The following is a 1055-nucleotide window of genomic DNA, read 5'->3' as shown; positions in this document are numbered from 1 at the left end:
CCACGCCGCCCAGCGTGCCGATCACGCCCGCCGCGTTGAGCGCCACCGTCCCGCCCAGCGCGGCCGGCAGCGGCCCGGCCAGCAGGTAGCCGGCCACGCCGATCGCCGCCCCCGCCACAGCGCTGCCCAGCACCTGCACCCGGTAGTCGTCGGTCAGCAGCCGCAGCGCCGCCGCGGGGCAGACCAGCATGGCCACGACCAGGATGCTGCCCACCGCCTCGAAGGCCGCCACCGCCGCCGCCGCCACCGCCATGTTCAGCGCCAGTTCAAGCCGCCGCGCCGGATAGCCCAGCGCCGCCGCGTAGTCCGGGTCGAAGCACAGGATCTGCAGCGGCCGCCACAGCAGCGCGACCAGCAGCGCGACCGCGACCGCGACCCCGGCCAGCAGGTGCAACTGCCGCGGCAGGCCCGCGAGCGCGGCCGGGTCCAGCAGCGAGCCCCATCCGGTTGCCTCCAGCCAGACCAGCGTCTCCAGCTGCCCGAACAGCACGCAGTCCAGGTCGAGATCGACGCTGCGCGCCCCCGTCACCTCCATCAGCACCAGGCCCGCCGCGAAGAAGGTGGTGAACACCGCGCCCGTCGCGGCACCCGATTCGATCCGCGCCGCGCGGCGCACCAGCGTGATCAGCAGCGTCGCCGCCATCGCCGCGGCCAGCGCGCCGATCAGCATGGGCAGCCCCGCGCGTGCGCCGGTCAGCGCGAAGCCCGCGATGATGCCCGGCAGCACGGCGTGGGACAGCGCATCGCCCAGCAGGCTTTCCCGCCGCAGCACGAGGAAGGCGCCGAGCAGCCCCGCCGTGCCGCAGGCGAGCACGGCCGCGAGCAGCGCCGGCAGGTCCAGCCGCAGGAAATCGACCGCGCTCATGCCTTGCCGCCCAGCGCGTGGGGGGAGGCGGGGAGCGCCGAGGGCTCCGGCAGCAGCCGCGCCGCGGCCTCGGGACTGAGCCCATGCTCCACCAGGTCGGCGAGCCGGTCCGCGCCCGCCGTGTCGGCGGCGCCGAGGGCGAGCAGGTGGTGCTCCACCGCGCGATGCGCCCGCACGGCGCGGCGCGCGG

General features: G+C 76.7%; 2 protein-coding genes. Both read right to left on the bottom strand.

Annotated elements, in window-relative coordinates:
- Nucleotides 1-865: metal ABC transporter permease (locus HW577_RS25505; protein ID WP_198378880.1), on the bottom strand; the 865-nt coding region annotated here is incomplete at its 3' end.
- A partial coding sequence (locus tag HW577_RS25500) for an iron dependent repressor, metal binding and dimerization domain protein (RefSeq protein WP_198378879.1) occupies nucleotides 862-1055 on the bottom strand: 194 nt, incomplete at its 5' end. The genes HW577_RS25500 and HW577_RS25505, both read right to left, overlap by 4 nt.

The organism is Neoroseomonas rubea, assembly GCF_016106015.1.
GTDB classification, from domain to species: Bacteria; Pseudomonadota; Alphaproteobacteria; order Acetobacterales; family Acetobacteraceae; genus Neoroseomonas; species Neoroseomonas rubea.
The sequence above is the reverse complement of the archived record's forward strand: the minus strand, read 5'-3'. Positions and strand labels throughout refer to the sequence as shown.